The 21,177-nt window shown below is 73.2% G+C and carries 22 protein-coding genes and 1 pseudogene; 11 read left to right on the forward strand and 12 right to left on the reverse strand.

What is annotated here, in order from left to right; all coding sequences use genetic code 11:
• From nuoK to RIF68_RS05245, 7 genes are all read right to left on the reverse strand, one after another.
• Positions 1–189 (reverse strand): NADH-quinone oxidoreductase subunit NuoK (nuoK, locus tag RIF68_RS05215; RefSeq protein ID WP_309049932.1); only part of this gene is annotated, 189 nt, incomplete at its 3' end.
• Complete coding sequence (locus RIF68_RS05220) at positions 189–824, reverse strand: NADH-quinone oxidoreductase subunit J (protein WP_309049933.1); 636 nt, start codon at positions 822–824, stop codon at positions 189–191. The genes nuoK and RIF68_RS05220, both read right to left, overlap by 1 nt.
• Positions 821–1,438: an NADH-quinone oxidoreductase subunit I gene (locus RIF68_RS05225; RefSeq protein WP_309049934.1), complete on the reverse strand. Its 618-nt coding sequence runs from the start codon at positions 1,436–1,438 to the stop codon at positions 821–823. The genes RIF68_RS05220 and RIF68_RS05225 overlap by 4 nt, the downstream gene beginning before the upstream one ends.
• The gene (locus RIF68_RS05230) at positions 1,438–2,406 is read right to left on the reverse strand and encodes a complex I subunit 1 family protein (RefSeq protein ID WP_309049935.1); all 969 of its coding nucleotides are present in this window, start codon (positions 2,404–2,406) and stop codon (positions 1,438–1,440) included. The genes RIF68_RS05225 and RIF68_RS05230 overlap by 1 nt, the downstream gene beginning before the upstream one ends.
• Positions 2,403–3,572, reverse strand: coding sequence for an NADH-quinone oxidoreductase subunit C (locus RIF68_RS05235; RefSeq protein ID WP_309049936.1), 1,170 nt, complete (start codon positions 3,570–3,572; stop codon positions 2,403–2,405). The genes RIF68_RS05230 and RIF68_RS05235 overlap by 4 nt, the downstream gene beginning before the upstream one ends.
• The gene (locus tag RIF68_RS05240) at positions 3,569–4,144 is read right to left on the reverse strand and encodes an NADH-quinone oxidoreductase subunit B family protein (protein WP_309049937.1); all 576 of its coding nucleotides are present in this window, start codon (positions 4,142–4,144) and stop codon (positions 3,569–3,571) included. Before RIF68_RS05240 ends, RIF68_RS05235 begins: the two co-directional genes overlap by 4 nt.
• Entirely contained in the window at positions 4,135–4,536 is a 402-nt protein-coding gene (locus tag RIF68_RS05245) for an NADH-quinone oxidoreductase subunit A (protein ID WP_309049938.1), read from the reverse strand. Before RIF68_RS05245 ends, RIF68_RS05240 begins: the two co-directional genes overlap by 10 nt.
• Positions 4,537–4,703: 167 nt before the next feature.
• Here RIF68_RS05245 and RIF68_RS05250 point away from each other — a divergent pair, with 167 nt between their 5' ends.
• The 7 genes from RIF68_RS05250 (at position 4,704) to RIF68_RS05280 (ending at position 13,784) form a co-directional block, all read left to right on the forward strand.
• Complete coding sequence (locus RIF68_RS05250; protein ID WP_309049939.1) at positions 4,704–5,885, forward strand: sensor domain-containing protein; 1,182 nt, start codon at positions 4,704–4,706, stop codon at positions 5,883–5,885.
• 275 nt (positions 5,886–6,160) lie between these two features.
• Positions 6,161–7,462 (forward strand): sensor domain-containing protein, encoded by a 1,302-nt coding sequence (locus tag RIF68_RS05255; protein ID WP_309049940.1) that lies wholly within the window; start codon positions 6,161–6,163, stop codon positions 7,460–7,462.
• A gap of 174 nt (positions 7,463–7,636) precedes the next feature.
• Entirely contained in the window at positions 7,637–8,296 is a 660-nt protein-coding gene (locus tag RIF68_RS05260; protein WP_309049941.1) for a response regulator transcription factor, read from the forward strand.
• A gap of 309 nt (positions 8,297–8,605) precedes the next feature.
• Positions 8,606–10,543, forward strand: a complete 1,938-nt coding sequence (locus RIF68_RS05265) for a 2-oxoacid:acceptor oxidoreductase subunit alpha (protein WP_309049942.1) — start codon at positions 8,606–8,608, stop codon at positions 10,541–10,543.
• Positions 10,536–11,597: a 2-oxoacid:ferredoxin oxidoreductase subunit beta gene (locus RIF68_RS05270; RefSeq protein WP_309049943.1), complete on the forward strand. Its 1,062-nt coding sequence runs from the start codon at positions 10,536–10,538 to the stop codon at positions 11,595–11,597. Before RIF68_RS05265 ends, RIF68_RS05270 begins: the two co-directional genes overlap by 8 nt.
• Before the next feature lie 197 nt (positions 11,598–11,794).
• The gene (gene rarD, locus RIF68_RS05275; RefSeq protein ID WP_309049944.1) at positions 11,795–12,844 is read left to right on the forward strand and encodes an EamA family transporter RarD; all 1,050 of its coding nucleotides are present in this window, start codon (positions 11,795–11,797) and stop codon (positions 12,842–12,844) included.
• A gap of 91 nt (positions 12,845–12,935) precedes the next feature.
• A complete protein-coding gene (locus RIF68_RS05280) occupies positions 12,936–13,784 on the forward strand; it encodes a hypothetical protein (protein ID WP_309049945.1) in 849 nt (282 codons plus the stop codon).
• 121 nt (positions 13,785–13,905) lie between these two features.
• Here RIF68_RS05280 and RIF68_RS05285 read toward each other — a convergent pair whose 3' ends face one another.
• Together RIF68_RS05285 and RIF68_RS05290 are read right to left on the reverse strand one after the other, a co-directional pair.
• A complete protein-coding gene (locus tag RIF68_RS05285) occupies positions 13,906–14,232 on the reverse strand; it encodes a DUF6401 family natural product biosynthesis protein (protein WP_309049946.1) in 327 nt (108 codons plus the stop codon).
• A gap of 29 nt (positions 14,233–14,261) precedes the next feature.
• Complete coding sequence (locus RIF68_RS05290) at positions 14,262–15,698, reverse strand: MFS transporter (protein ID WP_309049947.1); 1,437 nt, start codon at positions 15,696–15,698, stop codon at positions 14,262–14,264.
• Between the two features lie 98 nt (positions 15,699–15,796).
• On the opposite strand from RIF68_RS05290, the gene RIF68_RS05295 reads away from it, so the two are divergent.
• Together RIF68_RS05295 and RIF68_RS05300 are read left to right on the forward strand one after the other, a co-directional pair.
• Entirely contained in the window at positions 15,797–16,279 is a 483-nt protein-coding gene (locus RIF68_RS05295) for a helix-turn-helix domain-containing protein (protein ID WP_309049948.1), read from the forward strand.
• Positions 16,280–16,339: 60 nt separating this feature from the next.
• Complete coding sequence (locus RIF68_RS05300) at positions 16,340–16,933, forward strand: DUF4291 domain-containing protein (RefSeq protein ID WP_309049949.1); 594 nt, start codon at positions 16,340–16,342, stop codon at positions 16,931–16,933.
• A gap of 19 nt (positions 16,934–16,952) precedes the next feature.
• On the opposite strand, the gene RIF68_RS05305 is transcribed toward RIF68_RS05300, so the two are convergent.
• Positions 16,953–17,867 (reverse strand): EamA family transporter, encoded by a 915-nt coding sequence (locus RIF68_RS05305; protein ID WP_309049950.1) that lies wholly within the window; start codon positions 17,865–17,867, stop codon positions 16,953–16,955.
• A 70-nt stretch (positions 17,868–17,937) separates the two neighbouring features.
• Positions 17,938–18,036: pseudogene (locus RIF68_RS05310) on the reverse strand (CGNR zinc finger domain-containing protein); the annotation flags it as partial.
• 137 nt (positions 18,037–18,173) lie between these two features.
• On the opposite strand from RIF68_RS05310, the gene RIF68_RS05315 reads away from it, so the two are divergent.
• Positions 18,174–18,641 (forward strand): VOC family protein, encoded by a 468-nt coding sequence (locus RIF68_RS05315; protein WP_309049951.1) that lies wholly within the window; start codon positions 18,174–18,176, stop codon positions 18,639–18,641.
• Between the two features lie 65 nt (positions 18,642–18,706).
• Here RIF68_RS05315 and RIF68_RS05320 read toward each other — a convergent pair whose 3' ends face one another.
• Entirely contained in the window at positions 18,707–19,534 is an 828-nt protein-coding gene (locus tag RIF68_RS05320; RefSeq protein ID WP_309049952.1) for a PP2C family protein-serine/threonine phosphatase, read from the reverse strand.
• A 560-nt stretch (positions 19,535–20,094) separates the two neighbouring features.
• On the opposite strand from RIF68_RS05320, the gene RIF68_RS05325 reads away from it, so the two are divergent.
• Positions 20,095–21,177: M28 family metallopeptidase (locus tag RIF68_RS05325; protein ID WP_309049953.1), on the forward strand; the 1,083-nt coding region annotated here is incomplete at its 3' end.

Consider the following 21,177-nt stretch of genomic DNA (forward strand, 5'->3'; position numbering starts at 1 on the left):
GCGTTGGGCCTGGCCGGCGTGCAGGGCGTCGCGGAGCCAGACGTCGAAGGCGACCAGGTTGAGGTTGACGGCGTTGAGCATGAGCTCGACGGACATCAGGACCAGGATGGTGTTGCGGCGGGCGAGGACTCCGTACAGGCCGACGCAGAAGAGGAGGGCGGCGAGGACGGCCGGATAGGCGAGGTGCATCAGCGGGCTCCGCCCTTCGGGCCGGCGGCGGGGCCGGTGCCCGGGCCGGTGCGGGGGCGGGTCGTACCGCCGGTGTGCCGGGGGGTGGCGTCCGCTGCGGCGTCCTGCTTGCGGGACAGGACGATCGCGCCGACGAGGGCGGCGAGGAGGAGTACCGAGAGGGCCTCGAAGGGCAGCACCCAGTGCTTGAAGAGGATCTCGCCGGTGACGCCGGTCGTGCCCTGCGCGGGCCCGTCCAGGTCGATCCAGGTCGTTCGGAAGGCGTCGACGACGACCCAGACGAGAGCGGCGGCGGCGGCGAGCGCGACGGTGAGGGCGACCGGCCGGTTCCCGGAGTCGGCGTCCGGGGAGCGTCCGATGGGGGCCTTGGTGAGCATGAGACCGAAGAGGAGGAGGACGACGACGGAACCGACGTAGATCAGCACCTGGACCCAGGCGATGAACTCGGCGGTGAGGAGGAGGTACTCGACGGCGAGGCCGCCGAGTGCCACGACCAGCCAGAGGGCGGCGTGCACGAGCTGGCGGGTGGTGACGGTGACGAGGGCGGCGCCGAGGGTGACGAGCCCGACGAGCAGGAAGGCGATCTCGACGCCGGAGGGCGACAGGAAGCCGGGGTGGGCGGCGGCGAGGTTCACTGCTGCTCCCCCTGGGCGTCGGTGCTGCCGGGCGCGGCCTGAGGCGACCCGTGGGCCTCAGGTGCCTGGGCCGCGGCTTCGGCGGCCGCCGCGGCCTGGGCGGCGGCCTTCTCGGCGGCCTTGCGGGCGGCGGCGACCTCCTTCGGCTCCTCCGCCTTGGGGTCGAGCGCGGGCGGCTCCGGAACCGTCCACATCCAGGCGCGGAGCTTGTCCCGCTCGTGCGTGAGTTCGTGGATGTCGGTCTCGGCGTACTCGAACTCCGGCGACCAGAAGAGGGCGTCGAAGGGGCACACCTCGATGCAGATGCCGCAGTACATGCAGAGCGAGAAGTCGATGGCGAAGCGGTCGAGGACGTTCCGGCTGCGCTCCCGGCCGCCGGGGGTGGCGGCCGGGACCGTCTCCTTGTGGGAGTCGATGTAGATGCACCAGTCGGGGCACTCGCGGGCGCACAGCATGCAGACCGTGCAGTTCTCCTCGAACAGCCCGATCACCCCGCGCGTGCGGGGCGCCAGCTCGGGCTGGGTGTCCGGGTACTGCGCGGTGACGTTCTTGCGCGTCATCGTGCGGAGCGTGACGGCGAGGCCCTTGGCGAGGCCGGAGCCGGGAATGGGCATTACTGGATCGCCACCTTCACGATGCCGGTGAGCGCGATCTGCGCCAGGGCGAGCGGGACGAGCGTCGTCCAGGCCAGCTTCTGGAGCTGGTCCTCGCGGAGCCGGGGGTACGTCACGCGGAGCCAGATCACGACGAAGGCGAGGACCGCGGTCTTGAGCAGGGTCCACACCCAGCCGAGCCCGTCCGCGCCGAGGGGACCGTGCCAGCCGCCGAGGAAGAGGACGGTGGTGAGGCCGCACAGGACGACGATGCCCGCGTACTCGGCGAGCAGGAACAGGGCGAAGCGGAGGCCGGTGTACTCGGTGTACGCGCCGAAGATGATCTCCGAGTCGGCCACCGGCATGTCGAACGGGGGCCGCTGGAGCTCGGCGAGGCCGGCGACGAAGAAGACGATCGCGCCGACGATCTGCCAGGGCAGCCACCACCACTCGAAGGCGTTCAGGATGCCGGGGAGGGAGACCGTGCCGGCCGCCATCGCGACGGACGCGGCGGCGAGCAGCATCGGCAGCTCGTAGGCGAGGAGCTGGGCGGCGGTACGGAGCGCGCCGAGCAGCGAGAACTTGTTGGCGGAGGCCCAGCCGGCCATCAGGCTGCCGAGCACCCCGATGCCCATGACCGCGAGCACGAAGAAGATGCCCGCGTCGACGACCTGGCCGACCGCGCCCTCGCCGGGCCCGATCGGGATCGCGACGAGGACGATCAGGTACGGCAGGAGCGCGACGGCCGGCGCGAGCTGGAAGACGCGCCGGTCCGCGTCCTTCGGGACGACGTCCTCCTTCTGCGCGAACTTCACGCCGTCGGCGACGAGCTGGGCCCAGCCGTGGAACCCGCCCGCGTACATGGGGCCGAGGCGGCCCTGCATGTGGGCCATGACCTTGTGCTCGGTCTGCCCGACGACGAGCGGCAGCACGAGGAAGACGGCGAGGACGACGAGCAGCCGGAGGGCGACGTCGAGTACGTCGGTCACGCGGGATCGCCTCCGTCGGTGTCGTTCTCATCGGTACGTGGGGTACGCCGCCGCGGCTCGCCCTCCGGCTCCGGCGGCGCGGCGCCCTCGGCGGGCGGCTGCGGCTCCGCGGGCGTTGCGCTCTCCGCGGGGTCCTGCGGCTGCTCGGCGGCCGGGGCCTCCGGTTCCGGGCGGGTGTCCGGCGTGGCGGCCGCGCCACCGGCCGTCCCGGCCGGCTCCGCGGCGGGTGTGGCGCCGGCCGTGGGCTCCGCGTCCTCCGTGGGGGCGTCGAAGGCCGGACGGGCGTGGTGCCAGGGGGCGTCCGCGCCGCGGGGGCGCGGGCGGGGCGCCGCGGGGGACGGTGCCGCGGCCTGGCTCGCGGAGCCGTCCGAAGCCGAGCGCGTACGGCGCGGGGCCGGCTGACCGGCCGATCCCTCGCTCACACTGCGGGTACGGCGCGGGGGCACCGCCTCGGCCGCCTGGCTCGCCGAACCCTCCGACACCGAGCGGGTACGGCGCGGGGGCGCCGCCTCCGCCGCCTGGCTCGCCGAGCCCTCGGTGGCCGTGCGGGTACGGCGGGCCGGGCGGTCGGCGCGGGTGGGGGCCGGGGGGAGCTGGCCCTTGAGGGGGCCCCATTCGTTCGGGTCCGGGACGCCCGGCGGGAGCATCTGGCGGCGCTTGGGGCCACCGTCGTGGGACTCGCCCGGCTCCTTCGCGCCCGGCCACGCCTTGGCGACCCGGGCCGCGAGCACGAAGTCCTTGCGGAGCGGGTGGCCCTCGAAGTTCTCGGGGAGCAGCAGCGGGACCAGGTGCGGGTGGCCCTCGAACCGTACGCCGAACATCTCGTGCGTCTCGCGCTCGTGCCAGGCCGCGCCCGCGAACACCCCCACCGCCGTGGGCAGGACGGGATCGCCGTGGGGCACGGTCGTGCGCAGGAGCAGCCGCTGCGGGGCGCCGTCCCGGAGGGCCACGACGTGCGCGCAGACGCGGAAGCCGGTGCCCGGCTCGTCCACCGCGCTCAGCCAGTCGAAGAAGGTGCAGCCCAGCTCGTCCCGGGCGGTCCGCAGCGCGTCGAGCCAGTCCGTGACGGGGACGTCGACGGTCAGCAGGTCGTACGCCCGCTCCGCCGCCGCCTCGTCGCCGAACAGGTCCGTCACGGCTTCGGGAAGGGAGTCGTAGCGGTTCATCGGTCGTCGCCTCCCGGCGGAGGGGTGACCAGCGGGCCGGTCAGCTGGGAGACCGAGGCCGGCGGTGCGGTGCCGTACCGCTCCCCCAGGTTCTCGCGGGCGATCTTCTCCTGGAGCTTGAGGATGCCCTGGAGCAGCGCTTCGGGGCGGGGCGGGCAGCCCGGCACGTACACGTCGACGGGGATGATCTGGTCGACGCCCTTGGTGACGGAGTACGAGTCCCAGTAGGGGCCGCCGCAGTTGGAGCAGGCACCGAAGGAGATGACGTACTTCGGGTCGGGCATCTGCTCGTAGAGCCGCTTCACGGCCGGGGCCATCTTGTCGGTGACCGTGCCGGAGACGATCATCAGGTCGGCCTGGCGCGGGCCGGGCGCGAAGGGGATCACGCCGAGGCGGATGAAGTCGTGCCGTGCCATGGACGCGGCGATGAACTCGATCGCGCAGCAGGCGAGGCCGAAGTTGAAGACCCACAGGCTGTAGCGGCGGCCCCAGTTGAGGACGACCTTCATCGGCTCGGGGGCCAGGCGGGCCAGCGGGCCCAGCCGGGGGGCCGGCAGGGGTGTTACGTCCATGCCAGGACACCCTTCTTGTACGCGTAGAGGAGTCCGACGGCGAGGAAGCCGAGGAAGACGAACATCTCGACCAGGGTCGTCGCGCCGTATCCGGGCGCGGCGAAGACCGTCGCCCAGGGGAAGAGGAAGATCGAGTCGACGGCGAAGATGACGTAGAGGAAGGCGTAGACGTAGTAGCGGACCTGGGTGTGGGCCCAGCCCTCTCCCACGGGGTCGACGCCGCACTCGTACGTGAGCAGCTTCTCGGGGGTGGGCACGACGGGCCGCAGCAGGCGTCCGGCGCCGAACGCCACGGCCACGAACATCACGCCGATGACGGCGAGCAGCCCGACGGCGGAGTACGTCTCGAAGTGGTCGGCGGCCTGGGCCGCGCCAACGGTCGGTTCCGGCACGTCCGTCCCGCCCCTCGGTCTCGGTGTCTCACGTGTCACTTCCGTACGCACGCGAGTCTAGGCCCTGCTAAAGGGAGCGTAAGCAGGCGCGGGTGGGGTTATCCCCCGTGCCCCTCACCCACCTCCCCCATGGCCTCGGACCGCCCCGTACGGGCAGGCTGGGGCCCATGACCGCCGATCGCGACCCCGCCGCTCCCGCCTCCGCTCCTTCCGCCGCCCCGCGTCCGCGTACGGCCTACGGCAAGGAGACGTGGAGGGAGATCGCCCATCTGCTGTCCAACCTGGTCACGGCCCTCGTCGGCTTCGTGTACGCGGTGGTGAGCGTCGCGCTCGGGGCCGGGCTGGCCGTGACGGTGATCGGCCTGCCGCTGCTCGCGCTCGGTCTGGGCGGAGCGCGCGGGATCGGCCGCGCGGAGCGGGCGCGGGCCCGCCGGCTGCTCGGGGTGGAGATCGCGGAGCCCTCGCGGCTGCCCCGGCCCGGCGGCTTCTTCGGCTGGCTGTGGGCCTCGCTGAAGGACCCGGTGGCCTGGCGGACGCAGCTCTACGGGCTGCTCCGGCTGCCGTGGGGAGTGGTGACGTTCGCGGTCACGCTGGTCTCGCTGATCGTCCTGTGGCCGGTGCTGCCCTACGTGGCGCGCGGCTTCGCGAACGCGGACCGGCTGATGGTGCGGGGTCTGCTGTCGCCCTCCGACGAGCTGGAGCGGCGGATCGCGGAGCTGGAGTCGGACCGGGGGGTGGTGGTGGACACGGCCGCCGCCGATCTGCGGCGCATCGAGCGGGACCTGCACGACGGTGCCCAGGCCCGGCTGGTGGCGCTCGCGATGGGGCTCGGTCTCGCGAAGGAGAAGCTCCTGGAGGACCCGGAGGCGGCCGCGGCGATGGTCGACGAGGCGCACGGCGAGGTGAAGCTCGCGCTCCAGGAGCTGCGGGACCTGGCCCGGGGCATCCACCCGGCCGTCCTGACGGACCGGGGCCTGGACGCGGCCCTGTCGTCGGTCGCCTCCCGCTGCACCGTGCCGGTGAAGGTGGCGGTGGACCTCGCCGAGCGGCCGGCGGAGGCGATCGAGGGCATCGCGTACTTCACGGTCTCCGAACTCCTGCAGAACGTCTCGAAGCACGCGCGGGCGCGGGCGGCCTCGGTGGAGGTGTGGCGCTCGGGGGACCGGTTGATGCTCCAGGTACGGGACGACGGCGTGGGCGGGGCGCGGACGGACGGCGGAACCGGCCTCGCGGGACTCGGGGAGCGGCTCGGCGCCGTGGACGGGCTGCTCCTCGTGGACTCGCCGGCGGGCGGACCGACCGTGGTCACGGCGGAACTGCCCTGGCGCGCCCGGCCCGCCGGCGCCTGAACCCCCTGATCCCTGTCGCGGCCCGCCCGCGCACCGCCCGGCGCGCGGGCCCCTTGCCCCCTGCCCGCGCGTGTACCGCCCGGGCGCCTGGCCCCTGACCCCGGCCCCCGGCCCGTTCACGTACCACCGCCCCGGGCCCGCACGTGTACCGCCGGCCCTCCAGGTGGGGAAAACCCCCGCCCCGAGACGCCCACCCTCCTCATGGTCCCCGGCCCGGCCCGGCGGAAGGCTGGAGGACGTACGGAAACCGCCCTCCCCCACCCAGAAGGACCGCCATGGACCCCGCTCCCTCCCTCCGCCTCCCGGCCGTGCTCCGCGCGCCCTTCGAGGGCCGCACCTGGCGGGCCTTCCTCCACGTCCTCGTCGGGCTGCCGCTCGCCGTGTGCTGGTTCGCGCTGTCGGTCGCCCTCACCGCCACCGGCACCGGACTGCTGATCACCTTCCTCGGGGTGCCGGTCCTGGCCGGGACGCTCGCGCTGTGCCGGGGGTTCGGCGCGGTGGAGCGGGCGCGGGCCCGCGGGCTGCTCGGGCTCGGGGTGGCGGCGCCGGAGCCGGTGCGGGGCCGGACGGGCGGGGCGTTCTCGTGGATGGGGGCGGCCTTGCGGAGCGGGGCCTCGTGGCGGCACCTGCTGTACGCCGTGGTGCACCTGCCGTGGGCGGTGTTCTCGTTCGCGGTGACGGTGGCGCTGTGGGGCTGGGGCTGGGGCCTGTTCACGTACCCGCTGTGGCAGTGGACCTTCCCGGCGTACGTGGGGCAGGACGGCATCCAGCTGTACGGCGACCGGACGCACGCCTTCTACCTGGACTCGCCCTTCGAGATCGCCGTGACCAGCGCGATCGGGCTGGTCTTCGTCCTGGTCGGCCCGTGGGTGCTGCGCGGTCTGGTGGCCGTGGACAAGCTGCTGGTGGCGGGGCTGCTCGGTCCGTCGCGGCCGGCCTCACGGGTGACGGAGCTGGAGTCGGACCGGGGGGTCCTGGTGGACACGGCCGCCGCCGATCTGCGGCGCATCGAGCGGGACCTGCACGACGGGCCGCAGGCCCGGCTCGCCTCGCTGGCGATGGATCTGGGGCTGGCGAAGGAGACCCTGGCGCGGGACCCCCGGGCGGCGGCGGTCCTGGTGGACGAGGCGCACGGTGAGGTGAAGCTCGCGCTGCGGGAGCTGCGGGACCTGGCCCGGGGCATCCACCCGGCCGTCCTGACGGACCGGGGCCTGGACGCGGCCCTGTCGTCGGTGGCGTCGCGGTGCGCGGTGCCGGTGTCGGTGGACGTGGATCTGCCGGCGCGGCCGGTGGCGGCCATCGAGGGGCTGGCCTACTTCACGGTGTCGGAGCTGCTGCGGAACGTCTCGGCGCACGCGCGGGCGCGCCGCGCCTGGGTGGAGGTGTGGCGTTCGGGTGAGCGGCTGATGCTCCAGGTGCGGGACGACGGTGCGGGCGGGGCGGCCGTGGGCAAGGGCGGCGGCCGGGGCCTTTCGGGGCTCGCGGAGCGGGTCGGGGCGGTGGACGGGGTCCTCGCGGTGGATTCCCCGGAGGGCGGTCCGACGGTGGTGACGGCCGAGCTCCCCTGGCGGGCGTAGCCCTCCCGGTGCCGGTGCCGGGTGCGATGCTGAGGGTGCATCGCCCCTCGGGGGCATCGGACGATCGGGACATGGGGGCTGCGGGACGTGGGTCTGGGCGCGGGGACGGGTACGAGTACGGGTGTCGGTACGGGCACCGGCGCGGGTACGGGTACGGGAGAGGAGGCCGGCCGGGTGCGGGTGGTGATCGCCGAGGACTCGGTGCTGCTGCGCGAGGGTCTGACGCGGCTGCTGACCGACCGGGGCCACGAGGTGGTCGCCGGGGTGGGTGACGGCGAGGCGCTGGTGACGGCGGTCGCCGGGCTCGCGGAGGCCGGGGCGCTGCCGGACGTGGTGGTGGCGGACGTACGGATGCCGCCGACCCACACGGACGAGGGGGTACGGGCGGCGGTGCGGCTGCGGAAGGAGTACCCGGGTCTGGGTGTGCTGGTCCTGTCGCAGTATGTCGAGGAGCAGTACGCCACCGAACTCCTGGCCGGGTCGAGCCGGGGCGTGGGTTACCTCCTGAAGGACCGGGTGGCGGACGTGCGGGAGTTCGTGGACGCGGTGGTGCGGGTGGCCGGGGGCGGTACGGCGCTGGATCCGGAGGTGGTCCAGCAGCTGCTCGGCCGCAGCCGGCAGCAGGACGTGCTGGCGAACCTGACGCCGCGCGAGCGGGAGGTCCTCGGTCTGATGGCGGAGGGCCGGACGAACTCGGCGATCGCGAAAGCGCTGGTCGTGAGCGACGGAGCGGTGGAGAAGCACATCGGCAACATCTTCCTGAAGCTGGGTCTTTCGCCGAGTGACGGCGATCATCGCCGGGTGCTCGCGGTGTTGACCTACCTCCGGTCGTGATGGTCTGACAGTCTGTCAGGTGTCGCGGGACGCCGGGACGGACCGGGGCCGTGCCCCGGCCTCCTGGGGCCCCGGGGCCGCGGGATGAGGCGGAATCCGACTTTCCGGAACACTCCGGGTGGCGACAGAACGTGACAATTCAGGGCAAGAGGGCGTCTCAAAATGAGGTCCATGATGTGAGAAGTCCCGGGAAGGGCCTCCTTACCGTCGTAGGGTGGCCATGGGACGGACGGTGACCGGCCGGCCGGTTCCCGAACCTTCTCCCGCCTCCGGCGGGGAGTCCCCTTGCCGCGAGGGAGGTCCAGTTCAGTGACCAGTCAGGTCAGTAGCGAGGCCGGTGAGGCCCTGGTCGGAGAGCAGCGCAACGCTCCGGCGACGGCCCAGAACGGCACAGAGAAGGAAGTACGCCGGCTCGACCGGGTGATCATCCGTTTCGCGGGTGACTCGGGCGACGGCATGCAGCTCACGGGTGACCGGTTCACCTCGGAGACGGCGTCCTTCGGGAACGACCTCTCCACGCTGCCGAACTTCCCGGCCGAGATCCGGGCACCCGCCGGCACCCTGCCGGGCGTCTCCTCCTTCCAGCTGCACTTCGCCGACCACGACATCCTGACCCCGGGCGACGCCCCGAACGTGCTGGTCGCGATGAACCCGGCGGCGCTGAAGGCCAACATCGGGGACGTGCCGCGCGGGGGCGAGATCATCGTCAACACGGACGAGTTCGCCAAGCGCGCCATGGCCAAGGTCGGCTACGCGACCTCGCCCCTGGAGGACGGCTCGCTGGACGGCTACCGGGTCCACCCGGTGCCGCTCACCACGCTCACCGTCGAGGCGCTCAAGGACTTCGGCCTGTCCCGGAAGGAGGCCGAGCGCTCCAAGAACATGTTCGCGCTCGGGCTGCTCTCGTGGATGTACCACCGGCCCACCGAGGGCACCGAGGCCTTCCTGCGCCGGAAGTTCGCGAAGAAGCCCGAGATCGCCGAGGCCAACGTGGCCGCCTTCCGGGCCGGCTGGAACTTCGGCGAGACCACCGAGGACTTCGCCGTCTCCTACGAGGTCGCCCCGGCGACCCGGTCCTTCCCGGCCGGCACGTACCGGAACATCTCCGGGAACCTGGCCCTGTCCTACGGGCTCGTCGCCGCCTCCCGCCAGGCCGACCTGCCGCTCTACCTGGGCTCGTACCCGATCACCCCGGCCTCGGACATCCTGCACGAGCTGAGCCGGCACAAGAACTTCGGCGTGCGGACCTTCCAGGCCGAGGACGAGATCGCGGGCATCGGCGCCGCGCTCGGCGCGGCCTTCGGAGGTTCGCTCGCCGTCACCACGACCTCCGGCCCCGGCGTGGCCCTGAAGTCGGAGACGATCGGCCTCGCGGTCTCCCTGGAGCTGCCGCTGCTGATCGTCGACATCCAGCGCGGCGGCCCGTCCACCGGCCTGCCCACCAAGACGGAGCAGGCGGACCTCCTCCAGGCCATGTACGGCCGCAACGGCGAGGCCCCGGTACCGGTGGTCGCCCCGAGGACGCCGGCCGACTGCTTCGACGCGGCCCTGGAGGCGGCGCGGATCGCGCTGACCTACCGCACCCCCGTCTTCCTGCTCTCCGACGGCTACCTCGCCAACGGCTCCGAGCCGTGGCGGATCCCGGAGGTCGACGACCTCCCGGACCTGCGGACCCGGTTCGCCGGCGGCCCGAACCACACCCTGGACGACGGCACCGAGGTCTTCTGGCCGTACAAGCGCGACCCGCACACCCTGGCCCGCCCCTGGGCCGTGCCCGGCACGCCCGGCCTCGAGCACCGCATCGGCGGCATCGAGAAGCAGGACGGCACCGGCAACATCAGTTACGACCCCGCCAACCACGACTTCATGGTCCGCACCCGGCAGGCCAAGGTCGACGGCATCGACGTCCCCGACGTCGAGGTGGACGACCCGGACGGCGCACGCACCCTGGTCCTCGGCTGGGGGTCGACCTACGGGCCGATCACGGCGGCCGTGCGGCGCGTCCGGCGGGAGGGCGGCGCCGTCGCCCAGGCCCACCTGCGCCACCTCAACCCCTTCCCGAAGAACCTCGGCGAGGTGCTGAAGCGGTACGAGAAGGTCGTCGTGCCCGAGATGAACCTCGGCCAGCTCGCCACCCTCGTCCGGGCGAAGTACCTGGTCGACGCCCGCAGCCACACGCAGGTCAACGGCATGCCGTTCAAGGCGGAGCAGCTCGCCGCCGTCCTCAAGGAGGCCATCGATGCCTGAGTCCACCGAGTCTCTGCTGAGCCTGGTGCCCAAGGCCGAGGCCGTCCAGTCGATGAAGGACTTCAAGTCCGACCAGGAGGTCCGCTGGTGCCCCGGCTGCGGTGACTACGCCGTCCTCGCCGCCGTCCAGGGCTTCATGCCCGAGCTCGGCCTGGCGAAGGAGAACATCGTCTTCGTCTCCGGCATCGGCTGCTCCTCCCGCTTCCCGTACTACATGAACACCTACGGGATGCACTCCATCCACGGACGCGCCCCGGCCATCGCCACCGGCCTCGCCACCTCCCGCCGCGACCTGTCCGTCTGGGTCGTCACGGGCGACGGCGACGCGCTGTCCATCGGCGGCAACCACCTGATCCACGCCCTCCGGCGGAACGTCAACCTCAAGATCCTCCTCTTCAACAACCGGATCTACGGGCTGACCAAGGGCCAGTACTCGCCCACCTCCGAGGTCGGCAAGATCACCAAGTCGACGCCGATGGGCTCGCTCGACGCGCCCTTCAACCCGGTGTCGCTCGCGCTCGGCGCCGAGGCCACCTTCGTGGCGCGGACGGTCGACTCCGACCGCAAGCACCTCACCGAGGTGCTGCGCCAGGCCGCCGAGCACAACGGCACGGCGCTGGTGGAGATCTACCAGAACTGCAACATCTTCAACGACGGCGCCTTCGAGGTCCTCAAGGACAAGGACCAGGCCAAGGAGGCGGTGATCCGCCTGGAGCACGGGCAGCCGATCCGCTTCGGCGCCGACCTGGGCCAGGGTGTCGTCCGCGATCCGGCCACCGGCGACCTCCAGGTCGTCCCGGTCACCCCGGAGAACGAGTCGCGGATCCTCGTCCACGACGCCCACTCCGCCTCCCCCACCACCGCCTTCGCGCTCTCCCGCCTGGCGGACCCGGACACCCTGCACCGGACGCCGATCGGCGTCTTCCGGTCCGTGGAGCGGCCGGTGTACGACACGCTCATGGCCGAGCAGCTGGACTCGGCCGTCGAGCGGTACGGGAAGGGCGACCTCGGGCAGCTCCTGACCGGCAACGACACGTGGACGGTCGTCGGCTGACCGACGGGGCACCACGGAACGGCGCGAGGGGGCGCGGCCACGGCGGCCGCGCCCCCTCCGGCGTTCCCGGCGCCACGGTCCCGCCTCCCGGGACGTCATGACCGTATCGCGGTACGGACATGACAAGCCGCCCCGTCCGGCGCTACCGTCGACGGGACAGCGCGGTACGGGGCGAGCGATTCAGGGCGGGAGGTCCGGTGAGGCCGGAGACGACGGGCACCAGCACGGGCACGAGGGGCGCGGACGGGAAGCCCGGGGACGCGCGGAACGAGGGACGGGCGGGGCTCCTCCACGGGGTCGGCGCCTACGGCATGTGGGGCCTGGTCCCGCTGTTCTGGCCGCTCCTCAAGCCCGCCGGCGCGATCGAGATCCTCGCCCACCGCATGGTGTGGTCCCTGGCGTTCGTCGGCCTCGCGCTGCTCGTCCTCCGCCGCTGGAGCTGGACGCGTGAGCTGGTCCGCAGCCCGCGCAAGCTGGCCCTGCTCACCCTGGCCGCCGCCGTCATCACCGTGAACTGGGGCCTGTACATCTGGTCGGTCAACACCGGCCACGTCGTCGAGGCCTCGCTCGGCTACTTCATCAACCCGCTCGTCACCATCGCCCTCGGCGTGCTCGTCCTCAAGGAACGGCTGCGCCCGGCCCAGTGGACGGCCGTCGCCGTCGGCCTCGCCGCCGTGCTCGTCCTGGCGATCGGCTACGGCCGGCCGCCGTGGATCTCGCTCACCCTCGCCGCCTCCTTCGCGCTCTACGGCCTGGTGAAGAAGAAGGTGAACATCGGCGGCCTGGAGTCCCTCGCCGCCGAGACCGCCGTCCAGTTCCTGCCCGCCCTCGCCTACCTCCTCTGGCTCGGCGCGCAGGGCTCCTCGACCTTCGGTGCCCAGGGCGCGGGCCACGCGGCCCTGCTCGCCGCGACCGGCATCGTGACGGCCGTACCGCTGGTCTGCTTCGGGGCGGCGGCGATCCGCGTCCCGCTGTCGACGCTCGGCCTGCTCCAGTACCTGGCGCCGACCTTCCAGTTCCTGCTCGGTGTCCTGTACTTCCACGAGGCGATGCCGCCGGAGCGCTGGGCGGGCTTCTCGCTGGTCTGGCTGGCGCTGACGATCCTCACCTGGGACGCCCTGCGGACGGCCCGCCGCACCCGGAGCGAGATCGAGCGGGCCCGGCGCCTGACGGCGCCCGCCGCGCCGGACCGGCCGGACACCGCCGGCACCGCGGTTTCCACCCCTTCGGCCCAGCGCGGGCGCTGACAACAGGCGCGTTCGGCTCACGCGTAGTTACGTCGGGAGTCCAGGCCCTGACAAGGAACGGGGCCCTCGTCCCGAGCGGAGTGATGGCTCCATGTCGCAGCCCCTCGCCCTCTCGGTCGACTTCGGCCGGGGATTCACGGATGCCTGGTCGGCCGTCGCCGAGTTCATCCCGAAGTTCATCGCCTTCCTCGCGATCCTGCTGATCGGCTGGTTCGTGGCGAAGATGATCGCCAAGGTCGCCGACCGGCTGCTGCGCAAGGTCGGCTTCGAGCGGATGGCCGAGCGCAGCGGTGTCGCGAAGGCCCTCAAGGGGTCGAAGTACGACGCCACCGGCATCATCGCCAAGATCCTCTACTACGCGGTCCTGCTGATCGCGCTCCAGCTCGCCTTCGGGGTCTTCGGCCCCAACCCGGTGAGCGTCATGATCAACGGCATCGTGGCCTGGCTGCCGAAGGCGATCGTCGCCTGTGTGATCGTCGTGGTCGCCATGGCCATCGCGAAGGCGGTGCGGGACATCGTCCAGGGCGCGCTGGGACAGATGTCGTACGGGAAGGTGCTCGGCACGGCGGTCTGGGCCTTCATCGTCGGCCTCGGTGTGATCGCGGCGCTGAGCCAGGCCGGTATCGCGACCTCGGTGACCGGACCGGTGCTCACGGCGGTGCTCGCCACGATCGCGGGTGTCGTGATCGTCGGTGTCGGCGGTGGGCTCGTCACCCCGATGCGGGGCCGCTGGGAGCGGTGGCTGTCGGCCGCGGAGACGGAGACGGGCCGGGCCAAGGACCAGATCGCGGCCTACCAGCGCGGCCGTGAGGACGCGCGGGGCGGGATGCCCGCGGCGCAGGAGCGGATGGGCGGCCGGCAGGGGATGGGCGGCCAGGAGCGGCGGCGCCCCGGTCAGGAGCCGCCGATGCCGCCGGCGCCCCCGGTCGACCCGATGTGACACGGCGCGCGGCGGGCCCCGGCCCGCCGTGCCGCCGGACCCGCCGGTGCCCGACGGCCCCGGCGGGTCCGCCGTGTTCCCGGTACGGACCGGGCCCCCGAGCCGCCTGTGCGGGCCTGCCTCAGGCGGCGTCCTTGTCGAGGAGGTCGAGCTCGCGGACCAGCCAGCAGACCGCCGTCAGGCGGAGGGTGGCGAAGTCGTGGCCGACCGGCTCGACCCAGTCGGCCTCGGAGAGCCAGTCGGTGAACCCGAGGACGTAGTCGGCGAGCTCCTCCCGCCCGACGGTCCGGGGCTCCGGGCCGCGCTGGGCGGGGACGAGCGCGTCGCAGACCGCGGCGGCGTGCTGGTCGACGGCGGCCACGAGCCCCGGCTCGAAGGAGAACTCCGAGAGCCGGGGCAGGTACGTGGAGACGACGTCGGTCAACGGGCAGCCGGGCGAATCGTTCATCCCTCTACATTAGGGGCGCCGCGGGGCCTTCAGACCGTGAGCTTTGTCGCAGCGTCTGGGCCCTTTGAGGACACCGGCGGGACCGCCCGCGGGACCTCCGCGCCGGCCGGGCTGCGCCGCCCTCCCCGTACCCCGGTCGCGGTGACGGCCACGCCGAGGACGACCATCACCACCGGGACGACGAGGGCCGACCGGAAGCCGTCGAGGCCGCCGCCGGTGAGCCCGTACACCGCCGTCACCGCCGCGATGCCGACGGCCGAGCCGAACTGCGTGGCGGTGGTGAGCAGTCCGCTCGCCAGGCCCTGCTCCTCCTCCGCGACCCCGTCGGTGCCGGCGATGGTGAGCGGCCCGTACGCGAGGGAGAAGGCGAGGCCGGTGAGGAGCAGGGCCGGGAACATCGCGGCGTACGACCAGTCCGGGCCGACCGGCAGGAACAGCGCGTACGCGACGGCGGCGAGGACGAAGCCGCCGAGGACGACGCGGGCGTTGCCGTACCGGTTCACCAGGCGCGGGGTCAGGGTCGGGGCCAGGATCGCGTCGCAGCCCATGACCACCAGGGCCAGTGCCGTCTGGAGGGAGGACCAGCCGCGCAGCTCCTGGAGGTGCAGGGTCACCATGAACTGGAAACCGAAGAAGGAGCCGACGAACAGCAGGGCCCCGAGGTCGGCGCGGATCACGGACGGGGTGCGCAGCAGGCCGGGCCGGACCAGCGGGGTGACGGCCCGGCGTTCGACGGCGACGAAGAGAGCGGCGAGGACGAGCCCGGCGGCGAGGGCGGCGGCGGTCAGGGGCCAGCCGGTGAAGCCGTGCTCCAGCCGGACGATCCCGTACGCGAGGAGGAGCATCGCGCCCGAGGCGGTGAGCGCCCCGGCGAGATCGAAGCCTCCGCGCCGTCCGCCGGCCGGGCGCTCCTCCTTCGGGACCAGCTTCAGGGCGGCGAGGAGGAGCGCGGCGGCCAGCAGCACGGGGGCGAAGAAGACCCAGCGCCAGCCGAGCTGGGTGAGGAGGCCGCCGATGACGAGGCCGAGCGAGAAGCCTCCGGCGGCGGTGCCGGCGAAGACGAGCAGGGCCTGGTTGCGCCGCGGCCCCTCGGCGTAGGAGGTGGTGATGATCGACAGGGCGGCCGGGGTCATGAAGGCGGCGGCCACGCCGGTCACGAAGCGGGCCAGGACGAGGGTCCAGCCCTGGTCGGCGAGGCCGCCGAGGCCGGAGAAGACCAGGAAGACGGTGAGCCAGCCGAGGAACATGCGGCGGCGTCCGAGGAGGTCGGCGGCCCGGCCGCCGAGGAGGGTGAAGCCGGCGTAGCCGAGGACGTACGCGGACATGACCCAGGCGGCGGTGGAGGTGGTGAGGTCCAGATCGGCGCGGATGCTCGGGACGGCGACGGCGAGCATCGCCACGTCGATGCCTTCGAGGAAGATCGTCCCGCAGAGGACGAGGAGCAGACTCCAGGAGCGTGCGGACACAACTGTCTCCAGGGCGGGGAGGGTTGGGGTTCCGGTTACCGGAATGAGGGTCGGTTCCCTCTTGTAACCATCCGCATCCTGCGGCACCATCGGGTGGCATGGAAGAAGGCACTTCGAAGTCACCGAGTCACTGCGCGGGAACCTACGGGGACGGCGCCGGACCCGACACGGATCCCTTCCAGTGGGACACCCGCGAGGACTGCGAGGTCCGCCAGATCCTCGACCGGATCGCCGACAAGTGGTCCCTGCTGGTCATCGCGCTCCTCGACCGGCGCGTGCTCCGCTTCACGGAGCTCCGCCGGGAGATCGACGGCATCAGCCAGCGCATGCTGACCGTGACCCTGCGCCAGCTGGAGCGGGACGGCCTGGTGAAGCGCACCGTCCATCCCGTGGTCCCGCCCCGCGTCGAGTACGAACTCACGCCGCTGGGCGCGACCTTGCACACCACGATCCGCTCCCTGGTGACCTGGACCGAGCGGCACCGGGGCGAGATCGCGGCGGCCCGCGCGGCGTACGACGCCCGGGAGGAGCCGGAGTTCGCCGGCTCCGGGGAGTCCGCCGCCCGGCCCGTGCCGGTGTAGGGCGGGCGGCGCGCGGATATCCGGTGGCCCCGCGGGATCACCGGCCCGCAGGCTGTCCCCATGGAAGAACCGAAATACCGCATCCGCGCGCTCCACACCCCGGACACCGTCACCGTCTACCAGGCGTACGCGCCCGCACTCGGCCTGCCGGCGGCGCGGGACGGCCGCTTCCCGGACGCCTGGAAGCGGGACCGCATGACGTGGATCAAGCCGTCGTTCCTGTGGATGATGTACCGCTCGGGCTGGGGCACCAAGGAGGGCCAGGAGACCGTCCTCGCCGTGGAGATCACGCGCGAGGGCTTCGACTGGGCCCTGCGCCACGCCCAGCTCTCGCACTACGTCCGGGGCCTGCACGCCGACCGGACCACCTGGCAGCGGGAGTTGCGGCGGGCTCCGGCACGGGTGCAGTGGGACCCGGAGCGGGACCCGCACCTGCGGCCGCTGCCGTACCGCTCGCTCCAGCTCGGACTGACGGGCGAGGCCTACCGCCGGTACGCGGACGAGTGGACGGTCTCCGTCACCGACGTCACCGGCCTGGCCCACGAGGTCCACGCGCGCGTCCGCGCGGGCGACGTGGAGGCGGCCCGGCGCCTGATGCCGCGCGAGGAGCCGTACCCGGTGCCGGACGGCCTGCTGGACCATCTCGTGCACTGAGGGCGGTGGTGAGGGACCGTCAGTCGTCCGGCCGCCCGCCGCGCGCCGCGCCCGCCGAGGCGGCCACGACGCACAGCACCGCGATCCACTGGGACCAGGACAGCGCCTCGCCGAGCACGACGAGGCCGATGAGGGCGGCCATGGCCGGTTCGAGGCTCATGAGGATGCCGAAGACCCGGGGCGGGATCCTGCGCAGGGCCTCCAGGTCCAGCGTGTACGGGATCACCGAGGAGAGCAGCGCCAGACCGGCTCCGGCCGCCAGGACCCACGGCTGGAGGAGGGCCGTCCCGCTCTCGGCCACCCCGAACGGCACGGTGACCAGGGCCGCGACGGCCATGCCGAGCGCGAGACCGTTGCCCTCGGTGGTGTGCCGGCCGAGGGCCGCGCCGACCAGGATGTACAGGCCCCAGCAGGCTCCGGCGGCGAGGGCGAACAGCACGCCGAGCAGGTCCAGGTCGCCGCGCCCCTCCATGAGCAGGACGACGCCGCCGGCGGCGAGCGCCACCCAGAGGCCGTCCAGCCAGCGCCGGGATCCGGCCAGCGCCACGCCCAGCGGGCCGAGGAACTCGATGGTCACCGCGATCCCGAGCGGGATGCGCGAGAGCGCCAGGTAGAAACAGAGGTTCATCAGGCCGAGGACCAGGCCGTAGGCGAGGACCACCGTCGCCGTACGGCGGGTCACGCGCGGGGACGGCCGCCACAGCAGTACCAGCACGGCCGCCGCGAAGAACAGCCGCAGGGCGACCGTCCCGAAGCTGCCCACCGTGCCGAACAGGTGCTTGGCCACGGCCGATCCGAGCTGGACACTGACGATGCCGAGCAGCACCAGGACCGTCGGCGGGATCGCGCCGAAGGCGCGTCCGGCCACCGCGGCGGCCGGGGTGGTGCGGGGTGAGGGGCCGCGCTCGGTCCCGTCGGCGTTCGTGGTGACCACGCGTGGATTGTCGGCCACCGGCCGCCGCGCGTCACCCCCCTTTCGCGGGCCACGCGTGCGTGCCGGGCCGTCAGTTCGTTTCCTCCGTACGGGTACGGGACCGGTACGCCCGCACCTTGTGGCGGTTGCCGCACCGCTCCATCGAGCACCAGCGGCGGCGGCCGGGCCGGGGGCCGCCGGTGCGGAGCGGTTCGAGACGGAGCGCGCCCGCGTCGAAGCGGAAGCGCTGCCCGTCGCGGTGCCGGAGGGTCATTCCCGGGGTGTTCCGGTGGCGGTCCGTGTCATGTGACCGGTACAGGTAGTTACATGACCGCACTCCACTGGAAGCTTGTGATCGACTGCGCCGACCCGCACGCCCAGGCCGCCTTCTGGGCCGCCGCGCTGCGCTACGAGGAGGAGGACCACAGCGCCCTCGTGGAGCGGCTGCTGAACGCCGGCGCCGTGCCCGCCGGGGAGACGGCCACCGTCCACCCGGGCACGCCCGCCGAGCGCCTCGGCTGGCGCGCCCTCGCCGCCGTGAGCCACCCGGACGACCCGCGCGACCCGGCCACCGGCGCGGGCACGGGCCGCCGCATCCTCTTCCAGCGGGTCCCTGAGGCGAAGACGGTCAAGAACCGGCTCCACCTGGACATCCACACGGAACCGGGCACGCGGGACGCGGAGGTGGCCCGCCTGGAGGGCCTGGGGGCGACCGTGCGGCGGAAGGTGGCGGAGCAGGGCGGGAGCTGGGTGGTGATGACGGACCCGGAGGGGAACGAGTTCTGCGTGCAGTAGGGGGCCCGTCGGGGCGGGCGGTCGGCTGCGGTCGCCGGCATCCGGGCCGGGTGCCGCGCCCCGGGTCAGCTCCCTCGGGCGGCCCGGTCGGCGCCCCCGGGGGACGGCGGCCCCGGCGGGGACAGGACGGCGGCGAGGAGGCTCACGTCGTCCCGGGTCCAGTCGATGGCGAACCGCTCGGCGGCCGCGTACAGGGCCACGACGGCGGCGGAGGGCGTCGGGTCGGCCAGCCCGGCCAGAACCCGGGCGGCCCGCTCCTCCCCGAACTCCTCGCCTCCGCCGCCGCGCCCCTCCGTGAGGCCGTCGGTGGACACCACCAGCAGGTCGCCGGGGGCGAGCCGGGTGGTGCGCGTCTGCCAGCTGCCGGGCGGCGTGTCCAGGACGGGGTGGGCGAAGGGGCCGGTGACGTTCAGGCGCTCGACCGCGCCGCCGGCCCGTCGCAGGAACGGTTCTCCGTGCCCGGCGTTGACCCAGCTGACGGTGGAGCGTGCCGGGTCCAGGACGGCGACGAACAGGGTGGTGAAACACTCCTCCTGATCGACCAGCGCGTGCTTCACCGCCCGTACGACGGTGTCCAGGTCGGCTCCCAGCCGCAGGGCCACCATCACGACGCTTTTCAGGCGTACGGCCAGCAGCCCCGCGTCGACCCCGTGCCCGCACACGTCCCCGAGGAAGACGGCGGTGGTCCCGTCGGCCAGCGCCACGGCCCCGAGGTAGTCCCCCGCGATCAGCCCCTCGGCCGCCCGTACGTCCCCGGCGATGTCCACCCCGGCGCCCGGCGCCTCGCAGGAGACCAGGATCTCGTGCAGCCCGCGCACGGCGGGGCCGACCTGGACCAGGGCCTCCTGGTCGCGGCGCGCCTCGCGCTGCGAGACGGCCAGGCGCGCGCTCACCCCTTCCGCCTCCTCCGCCAGCCGGCCGATCCATCCGTGGGCTCCGCCTGGCGGCGACCCGCGCAGCGCCGCCAGGCCGACCACGGCGGCGATCAGGACCCTCGACCCGGTCGGTCTTCGCCAGGCCGGCACCCGGCCGACGCTACCCACGAGGCGAGCCCGCCCTCACGCCACCACGCCGGAGCCCGGCCCTTCCGGCCCCCCACGGCCCGCACCCGGCCGGGGGCCCGTACTCCATCGGGGACCCCACCCCGCCGGACCCCGGGCCCCGCCGACCTCCGGAACTCCCCCGGGCGCTCCGGGCCGTCCCCACCACCCCTCGGCCCCCGCACGCCCCGCACGTCACCGGGCCCGTCCGCTCACCGGACGGCCCTGACCGGTTTCCGCTCTTGACGCCAAGTCAAACTTTCACTGAACATTCAGCACGCACACGCACAATCGTTCAACGGAACAACTGAACACCGCACGTGCACTCGTACAGCTCCAGCGCCTCGTGGCTACCCGGCCCGAGGCGTCTCGCACGTTCCGTCCCATCCCCGTTCGGAATCCGGAGCCCCCACATGAACCTCTCCGTTCCCCGACGCGCCGTCGCGGCCGCCGCGCTCACCGCCCTCGCCCTGGGCGGTCTGACCGGCACCGCCGGCGCCGAATCCCGGGCGGCCTCGGCCCTGGCCGCCGCCCCCGACATCCCGCTCGCCAACGTCAAGCAGCACCTGACGGACCTCCAGGCGATCGCCACCGCCAACGGCGGCAACCGCGCCCACGGCCGCCCCGGCTACAAGGCGTCCATCGACTTCGTGAAGGCCAAGCTGGACGCGGCCGGTTACACCACCACGATCCAGCAGTTCAGCTACAACGGCACCACCGGCTACAACCTGATCGCCGACTGGCCGGGCGGAGACCCGAACCAGGTCGTGATGGCCGGAGCGCACCTCGACTCGGTCTCCTCCGGCGCCGGGATCAACGACAACGGCTCCGGCTCCGCCGCCGTCCTGGAGGCGGCCCTCGCCGTGGCCCGGGCCGGCTACCAGCCCTCCAAGCACCTGCGGTTCGGCTGGTGGGGCGCCGAGGAGCTCGGCCTCGTCGGCTCGAAGTACTACGTGAACCAGCTGCCCACGACCGAGCGGTCCAAGTTCGCGGGCTACCTCAACTTCGACATGATCGGGTCGCCGAACCCGGGCTACTTCGTCTACGACGACGACCCGGTGATCGAGAAGACGTTCAAGGACTACTTCGCGGGCCTCGGCGTCCCGACGGAGATCGAGACCGAGGGCGACGGCCGCTCCGACCACGCCTCCTTCAAGAACGTGGGCATCCCGGTCGGCGGTCTCTTCACCGGCGCGAGCCGGGTGAAGACCAGCGCGCAGGTGACCAAGTGGGGCGGTACGACCACGGCCTTCGACCGCTGCTACCACTCGTCCTGCGACACGACGTCGAACATCAACGACACCGCCCTGGACCGCAACAGCGACGCCATCGCGCACGCCCTGTGGACGCTGTCCGGCACCACCACCCCGCCGCCCACCGGCAAGGTCTTCGAGAACACCGCCGACGTCTCCATCCCGGACAACGGCGCCGCGGTGACCTCCACCGTCAACGTCACCGGGGTCACCGGCAACGCGCCCTCCACCCTCAAGGTGGAC

It is taken from the genome of Streptomyces sp. (assembly GCF_031178505.1).
Classification (GTDB): domain Bacteria; phylum Actinomycetota; class Actinomycetes; order Streptomycetales; family Streptomycetaceae; genus Streptomyces; species Streptomyces gulbargensis.

What these genes read in the sequence shown, in the direction of transcription:
- RIF68_RS05300 (WP_309049949.1), top strand. Translation starts at nt 16,340, where the DNA reads ATGGAAGAACCGAAATACCGCATCCGCGCGCTCCACACCCCGGACACC.
- RIF68_RS05270 (WP_309049943.1), top strand. Translation starts at nt 10,536, where the DNA reads ATGCCTGAGTCCACCGAGTCTCTGCTGAGCCTGGTGCCCAAGGCCGAG.
- RIF68_RS05280 (WP_309049945.1), top strand. Translation starts at nt 12,936, where the DNA reads ATGTCGCAGCCCCTCGCCCTCTCGGTCGACTTCGGCCGGGGATTCACG.
- RIF68_RS05225 (WP_309049934.1), bottom strand. Translation starts at nt 1,438, where the DNA reads ATGCCCATTCCCGGCTCCGGCCTCGCCAAGGGCCTCGCCGTCACGCTC.
- RIF68_RS05255 (WP_309049940.1), top strand. Translation starts at nt 6,161, where the DNA reads ATGGACCCCGCTCCCTCCCTCCGCCTCCCGGCCGTGCTCCGCGCGCCC.
- RIF68_RS05315 (WP_309049951.1), top strand. Translation starts at nt 18,174, where the DNA reads ATGACCGCACTCCACTGGAAGCTTGTGATCGACTGCGCCGACCCGCAC.
- RIF68_RS05295 (WP_309049948.1), top strand. Translation starts at nt 15,797, where the DNA reads ATGGAAGAAGGCACTTCGAAGTCACCGAGTCACTGCGCGGGAACCTAC.
- RIF68_RS05285 (WP_309049946.1), bottom strand. Translation starts at nt 14,232, where the DNA reads ATGAACGATTCGCCCGGCTGCCCGTTGACCGACGTCGTCTCCACGTAC.
- RIF68_RS05240 (WP_309049937.1), bottom strand. Translation starts at nt 4,144, where the DNA reads ATGGACGTAACACCCCTGCCGGCCCCCCGGCTGGGCCCGCTGGCCCGC.
- RIF68_RS05250 (WP_309049939.1), top strand. Translation starts at nt 4,704, where the DNA reads ATGACCGCCGATCGCGACCCCGCCGCTCCCGCCTCCGCTCCTTCCGCC.
- RIF68_RS05235 (WP_309049936.1), bottom strand. Translation starts at nt 3,572, where the DNA reads ATGAACCGCTACGACTCCCTTCCCGAAGCCGTGACGGACCTGTTCGGC.